The 6,922-nt window shown below is 40.6% G+C and carries 7 protein-coding genes; 1 reads left to right on the forward strand and 6 read right to left on the reverse strand.

Translation table 11 applies throughout. The features are described from left to right. From LBQ60_00820 to LBQ60_00845, 6 genes are all read right to left on the reverse strand, one after another. Window positions 1–808 (reverse strand): glycosyltransferase family 2 protein (locus LBQ60_00820; GenBank protein ID MDR2036443.1); only part of this gene is annotated, 808 nt, incomplete at its 3' end. Continuing rightward, window positions 808–999, reverse strand: coding sequence for a S26 family signal peptidase (locus LBQ60_00825; GenBank protein ID MDR2036444.1), 192 nt, complete (start codon window positions 997–999; stop codon window positions 808–810). The genes LBQ60_00820 and LBQ60_00825, both read right to left, overlap by 1 nt. A 74-nt stretch (window positions 1,000–1,073) precedes the next feature. Next, window positions 1,074–1,397, reverse strand: a complete 324-nt coding sequence (locus tag LBQ60_00830; protein MDR2036445.1) for a hypothetical protein — start codon at window positions 1,395–1,397, stop codon at window positions 1,074–1,076. A 645-nt stretch (window positions 1,398–2,042) separates the two neighbouring features. Continuing rightward, window positions 2,043–2,237 (reverse strand): hypothetical protein, encoded by a 195-nt coding sequence (locus LBQ60_00835; protein ID MDR2036446.1) that lies wholly within the window; start codon window positions 2,235–2,237, stop codon window positions 2,043–2,045. A 146-nt stretch (window positions 2,238–2,383) separates the two neighbouring features. Next, window positions 2,384–2,767, reverse strand: a complete 384-nt coding sequence (locus LBQ60_00840; protein ID MDR2036447.1) for a hypothetical protein — start codon at window positions 2,765–2,767, stop codon at window positions 2,384–2,386. 157 nt (window positions 2,768–2,924) lie between these two features. Continuing rightward, complete coding sequence (locus LBQ60_00845) at window positions 2,925–5,132, reverse strand: RelA/SpoT family protein (GenBank protein MDR2036448.1); 2,208 nt, start codon at window positions 5,130–5,132, stop codon at window positions 2,925–2,927. A 449-nt stretch (window positions 5,133–5,581) separates the two neighbouring features. Here LBQ60_00845 and LBQ60_00850 point away from each other — a divergent pair. Continuing rightward, window positions 5,582–6,922: AsmA family protein (locus LBQ60_00850; protein ID MDR2036449.1), on the forward strand; the 1,341-nt coding region annotated here is incomplete at its 3' end.

Genomic DNA, 6,922 nt, shown 5'->3' on the forward strand with positions numbered 1-6,922 from the left:
TGATCACCATGATCGTGGAAGCCCATCCGGCTACCACATGCCCCAGGCATGCCCGCCAGATGACATACGGGATATAAAGGAGGGATATCAAAGTGATGATACTTCCCAATACAATAGAAAAATGTAATGGCCGGACGCTAAAAGAGGTGATCCCTTGCAAAGCCAGTTTTATCATCTTTTTTTCGGAATATTTGGTGGTTCCGGAAAAGCGTTCTCCGGGAGTGTAGTCGATAGCATATTGCTTGAATCCCATCCACTTGATGATCCCCCGGAGAAAAAGGTCAGGTTCCCGGAACCGGGATAAGATATCGGCTACCGGACGACTGACCAGGCGGAAATCGGCAATACCGGATTCCATCTGTAGTCCCGACAGCCGACGCATCGACCGGTAAAACCACCGGGAAGTAGACCGCTTAAAGAAACCGGACTTCTGGTCTTCCTGTCGGCGGGTGTAGACAACATCGAACCCTTCTTCCCATTTTTTGATCATGGAAGGGATCAGTTCGGGAGGGTGTTGCAGGTCTGCATCCAGGGTAATGATACAATCTCCGGTAGACATGTCCATACCTGCTTTCAACGCATTCTGATGACCGAAATTACGGGAGAAGGAGATGTAATGGACCTGGTTGTTACCTTTGGCAGCATCTTGCAATATTTCCAGGGTATTGTCCGTGCTTCCGTCATCTACAAATACAATCTCGTAAATATATTCAGTGGTCAGTACTGTACCTAATGCTTCCAACATAGGACGAATATTACCTGATTCGTTACATGCCGGGATGACTATGGATATTTTCTTTGCTCTCATTAGCGTATGGTTTGAAAAAGTTGTGCTCTGTCCATCCTGTTTTTGTTATTAGGCAGAAGGATTGTGGACACCTTACCGGTGACCTGCTCCTTCTTCACCCAGCCATGATAACGGCTGTCCATCGAATTGTTCCGGTTATCACCCGGTACGAAATATGATTCCGGCAAGAAATGTATAGAGAAGCAATACATATAATTAAAAAATATCTTATGTCAGCTTAGATTATTTTAGCAGGAAGTGGAACACTTCCTGCTAATTATTATTATCATAATATACAAACCGGGCAATTTACCACAGTACTAACACTAGGACACGTAGGCACTTTTCTTTTTGCTTCTGCTCCCCCTACGTATACAGTGCATTCAGAAGATATAGGAGTAGTATGGATATCATATTTTTTTTCATCATCTTCAGATGACCCAGTTCCATTGCCACTGCCAGTACCTCCATTTCCTCTACTGGTAGATTGTGCCTGTACTTGTCCATGGAGATTATTTTTCAAAATACCATATTCAGATAGTGCATGCTGCAAATTCATGACCAATACAAAAACTGCCGTTATCACTCCTGCTAAAATTTTAAATTTCATTTTCTCGATTTTAGTAAATGTTTATTTTCACCTGGGTTTTCTCATAAGTAGAGCAGGTTTACTTGTTATCCTAACTTTAAAATAGATGAAGGATAATAAATAAAGTTAACGAATAACTTTAATCATAGGCTTTCTCAAATTAATTTTAATACACTTTATTTCCAAAAATCACATAAGGTAAATAATTTCAATAATTTGCACCTCTAGTTTGTAAACATCCCCACTTAAGGTTTAAATTTTTGTTTCAATTATGTCGAAATGTTTATTTTGTTCTTCAAATATAAAAACAAACTTCATAAAAACAAAATAATATAGGTCGTTTTAGATAAAAATAGATAAAAAAAACACCAAAAAATACGGATTACGAAAATATTTGTTCATTTCATCAGAAGTTTGATCGTTATATTTCAGTTTTTTTATTCTAATGAAAAAATATCTATTAGGTGTAGATGCAGGTGATAGCAAACCGGATTGTTGTAGTAGAAAGTATGTGCATATCGTAAAGATAGAAAAAAGGGGCTGTCTCAAAAGTCGGTTTATCTTCTGGAGAATCCAATATTTAAAATTAATATCGGATAGGTACCCGAAGAAATAAGCCTATAAAATACTTTTGAGACACCCTCTTCTCTAAAAAAAAATCGACTGTTAATGAGATTTAAACAGGTGCGAAACCGATTTCACCCATTCCCGGAAATGATTGTCTTCTATTTCTTTCAGAATAGCTCCCACATCACCGGGAGAACAAGTGATTCTTTGTACCTGTGCGCTTCTCAACGGTTCTTTCTTTTCGTACAAAACGGATAGTGCCAGTAATTTGGCATACTTTTCATCTGTGCTCATTTCTATATTGCTTAAAATTGATTTTCTAATAATTAAAACACACTCAATAAATACCTGGGACAATACAAACACACCTAGGCGTTTGTATTAAATTTTGATGGGTTATAAGGATCGCCGGATTGTGCCGGATAGCGATCCGGATAAGATCAAATGCGTAGTATGCGTTCCAATAAGTAGACAGGTATAGTAGACAACGGAAAGAAATCCTCCGTTGATTGTTTTAATGCATGTTGATAAAACTGGTTGAGTACGGATGAGTATAAGGCAAATGAATCAAACGGAAATCCATCCATATTCCGGTGGTTTCCGAAATCATATTTAATGGCGGAAGTATGATACATAAAATTGACCGACAGGTTTCCCGGCAAATCGATCAAAGCATGTGCGGGATGTCCGTTCTCAAAATCCTGAGTGCTAAATGAGAATGCTGAGAATGAGAAGCATACAAAAATGATCATCAGCCAATAACTGATGATCCGGTCTCTTTTAGAATATGTATTTTCCTGATGCATAAACAAATTACGATGCAAATATAAACTTATATCAACATCTGCTGACAAAACAAATAAATATTCTTTAATTCTTCTACAAATTCAGTACCAAAGTCATATAATTGATAATTGATAATTGAATATTTTAAGTTACTCAAATGATGAATTATCTAAAAAAAGTTGGGAATTAGAATTTTTACGTGGAGGTGCGGTAAGCATTGATCACGCCTTTTACCTTTTTCACCCGGTTGATCAATGTGTCCAGATAATTGGTGTCTTTGACCAAAACGGAAATGGTACCTCCGAATATGCCATCATTGGTTTGCAGGGAAATGGACCTGATCGGCGTATTCATTTCCTTGGATACAATGTCGGTCAACCGGTTGACGACCCCTATCTCATCATGTCCGGTGACCCATAAATCGGCCTGGTATAGTGAATCCTGTTCCGAATCCACCCACCGGGCGTCCAGGATACGGTATCCGAATTTCTCGGCCATCTGTTTGGCATTCGGACAATTTTCCCGGTGTATTTTTACCCCGTCATTGATGGTGACAAATGCAAAAATCCGATCGCCGTAAACTGGATTGCAACATTTGGCCAGTTTATAATCCCATCCACCCGTTTTTCCGTCAATGCTGATAAAATCCTTCCCACTATCTTTTCCCTGATGGGGGCGGGCTAGTTTTCCTACTGCCTGTTCGTCGATCTTTTCAGGTGTCTTTTGCTTTTCTTCCTTTTCCGATGCTGCAACAGCTTCCTTTATCGCCGAAAAATCAATTTTATCATCTACCGCCAACGCATAAACTTCGGTATAGGTTTTCACCTTGCATATTTTCTGCATGATTTTCAGCGCATGGTCATCCAGGGTCAGCTTCCAGTTCTTGAACCGGCGAGTCAGTATTTCACGGCCCTGTTCCGAAATTTTGCGTTCTTCGTCTTTCAGTACTGCCTTAATACGGTTTCTTGCTTTGGAGGTAACCACAGCAGATAACCAGTCAGTGCTTGGTTTCTGGTTCTTAAAAGTATTGATCTCTACTTTATCTCCATTTTGGAGCACATGCCGTATAGGTACATTTTTCCCGTTCACTTTTGCTCCTACACAAACAGAGCCTATATCGGAATGGATATCGAAAGCAAAGTCAAGTACGGTTGATCCGACCGGTAATTTTCGCAGGTCTCCTTTAGGCGTAAAGACGAAGATCTCCTTTGAATAAAGGTTCAGCTTCATATTGTCTAAACGCTCGGAATTTTCAGAATCGGGAGATTCAAGGCTTTCCCGTATCTGTTCCAGCAGCTTTTCCATCTGATCATCTGTCTGTCCGCCTTTATACTTCCAGTGGGCTGCGAGTCCTTTTTCGGCGATTTCGTCCATCCGTGCAGTACGTATCTGTACTTCTACCCAGCGCCCTTCAGGGCCGATCACCGTTGTATGCAGCGATTCATAGCCGTTCGATTTGGGCACTGAGATCCAGTCGCGCATCCGTAAAGGATTGGGTTGGTAAAGATCGGTGACTACCGAATAAACATGCCAGCAATCCGACTTTTCCTTGCCGGATGTTGAATTCAATATAATACGGATGGCAAACAGGTCATACACTTCTTCAAAGTCTACACGCTGTTTGACCATCTTATTGTAAATGGAATAAACCGATTTAAGCCTTGCTTTGATCGAAAAGTCAAATCCCTGCAGGCTCAGTTCATCATGGATGGGTTGGATGAATTCTTTGATGAAGCGGTTACGTCTGGTTGTCGTTTCAGCCAGTTTGCGTGTAATGTTCTGGTATGCTTCGGGTTGGATGTGCTTCAAAGACAGGTCTTCCATTTCCGACTTGATATTATACAGACCCAGCCTGTGAGCCAAGGGAGCGAACAAGTAAAAGGTGTCGGAGGCAAATGGATAACGCTCTTTTTCAGGGAACAGGTCCAGTATACGCATGATTTTCAGGCGTTCACCCAATTTGATCAATATTACATTGATATCGGTGACCATAGACAGTAACATATTGCGGAAATTTTCCGCCTGATGGACGGTGTCATTCACACTAATACCCGATATCCTTGCCAGTTCTTCCGTCATTGCAGCTACTTTTTCACCAAAAGTATCCCGGATCTGTTCCGGCCTGATCAAACCGGAAGGAACAAAATGGTACAACATGGATGCCAGTACCGAAGGTTTCCGTAGCCCTAATTCCTCCACTGTAATCAACGCCAGGTCCAGTACAAAATCAATGGCCTGTTGGCCATAAAGCTGATCATCCTTGCCTACACTCAGTATCAGATGGAAAGCTTTCCGGATGTCTTTCTGTCCATCCTGCAATACATTTTTCCCGGCACGGAGAAGCACCCTGTATTTACGCTCCGTTTCACGACTGACAAATATTTTATTTGTTTCTGTCTTCACCACCACCCCTTATTTATTGTTTATTGATTGTTGATTATTGTTTATTGATCCATCATTCGTCATTCTTTATATGTATGTGTTGTTTATTGATGTTCAACCAAACATGCTAACTCTCCGGAGTTAATTTTCAATCATCAATTTTCAATTTTCAATTATCAATTATCAATTATCAATTATCAATTATCAATTATATATGTCTATATGATTCAAACGGCAAGATACAATTTTTTCAAAAAACAGCAAAGATTATTCCGGAGGGTATCTCATTTGCTTGTGAATTGGTCTTTTGGAAAGATAACGATCGTATTAGTTTTCTGATGCTTCTGCTTTCCTTGTTTAATTTCCGTGAAACGTCCGTCAGTATTTGATTTTGCTTACATAAAATCGATTTATCTTTTGCATGAATATTGATGTAGGCATTTTAAAGCAATTAATTCTCCATTATACGTATGAATGACGGACAGGATACAGGCGTCCCTGTAAAAAAAAGAAACTGGTGTTTGGCCATAATAAAAAAGATTTTACTGGTCTTTGCAGGCCTTATTGTACTTACCGGGATTGTAATAAGTTTATTGTTATATACGGTTTTTACTCCCGAAAAAGTTACTCCGGTAGTATTGGGGCTTGTGAATAATTACCTGGATGCCCAGGTTGAATGTGAATCGGTGGAAATTACTTTTTTCAGCACTTTCCCCGATTTGGGGATACTTATGAAAAATGGAAAAATTATAAACAGGGATTCGGCCTTAAGGGCTACAGGTTTACCTCAGGATACACTGGTCTCTTTCCGCAGATGCCTGGTGTCATTCAATCCGGTTGCATTCCTGACAGACCGGAAAGTGATTATAAAAAAGCTTGAGATAGCAGGACCCCAGATCTATGCATTCGTCAATACGACAGGAAATGCAAACTGGAATATCCTTTCCCCGGATACAATTGTTATTGCTGATACCATCGTTGTAACGGACACCATCAAAGAACCTGTTTTTAACCTTTCCGAGATGAATATCAGTGACGTCCGTATCAAAGATGCATATATCATTTATGATGACAGGAAACAGGGGATATTTGCTGCCCTGGATAGCCTGGATCTGGGAATTGACGGAAATATGTCAAAGGACTCCACCGATCTGGACTTCAAATTTGGAATCAAATCCATCACTGCTGTATATGGTGGCCGGATTTTAACCAAAAGGCTCCCATTGAAATTCGATGCCCGCATGCATAGTAATGTACTTAAAAGCCGTGTGGAAATGCAGCAGGCATCCATCACCATCGGTACGCTCGCATTTAATGTAAAGGGTTTTATACAGGGAGATACAGCCACTCATCTGGCTTTTGTCGATATGGAACTCGGACTGGGAGCTTCTTCTTTATCCGAACTGCTCCTTATGATACCCGAACAATACAGTACTCTAGGTAAGAAAGTGGTTGCAACCGGAAAATTCGATTCCTACTGCCACATATACGGTCATTTAGGTAAAGAGAAGCTTCCCGGGATGAAGTTGTCATTACAGTTGGAGGAAGGCTCTCTGCGCAGTGCCAGACATCCCGAAAATCCCGGAATAAAAAAGATTGAACTGGGTGCGGATGCTGAAATAGATTTTACCGGGGAAAGACCGTCTTACGTCCGTATCGATAAGATCTTCCTGCAGAGTACTTCTTCGGTGATCAATTGCTCTGGCGATCTCCGGGATATTTTTACCAGACCTTATGTCCAGGCCCATATCGATGGGAATATAGATTTCAACCGTTTATCCCGAGATCTTGCATTGAGTGACAGCATGCAG

Source organism: Bacteroidales bacterium, from assembly GCA_031275285.1.
Taxonomy (GTDB): Bacteria; Bacteroidota; Bacteroidia; order Bacteroidales; family UBA4181; genus JAIRLS01.

Coding starts and splice junctions, on each gene's coding strand:
- LBQ60_00825 (MDR2036444.1), bottom strand. CDS start 999: ATGTATTGCTTCTCTATACATTTCTTGCCGGAATCATATTTCGTACCG.
- LBQ60_00830 (MDR2036445.1), bottom strand. CDS start 1,397: ATGAAATTTAAAATTTTAGCAGGAGTGATAACGGCAGTTTTTGTATTG.
- LBQ60_00835 (MDR2036446.1), bottom strand. CDS start 2,237: ATGAGCACAGATGAAAAGTATGCCAAATTACTGGCACTATCCGTTTTG.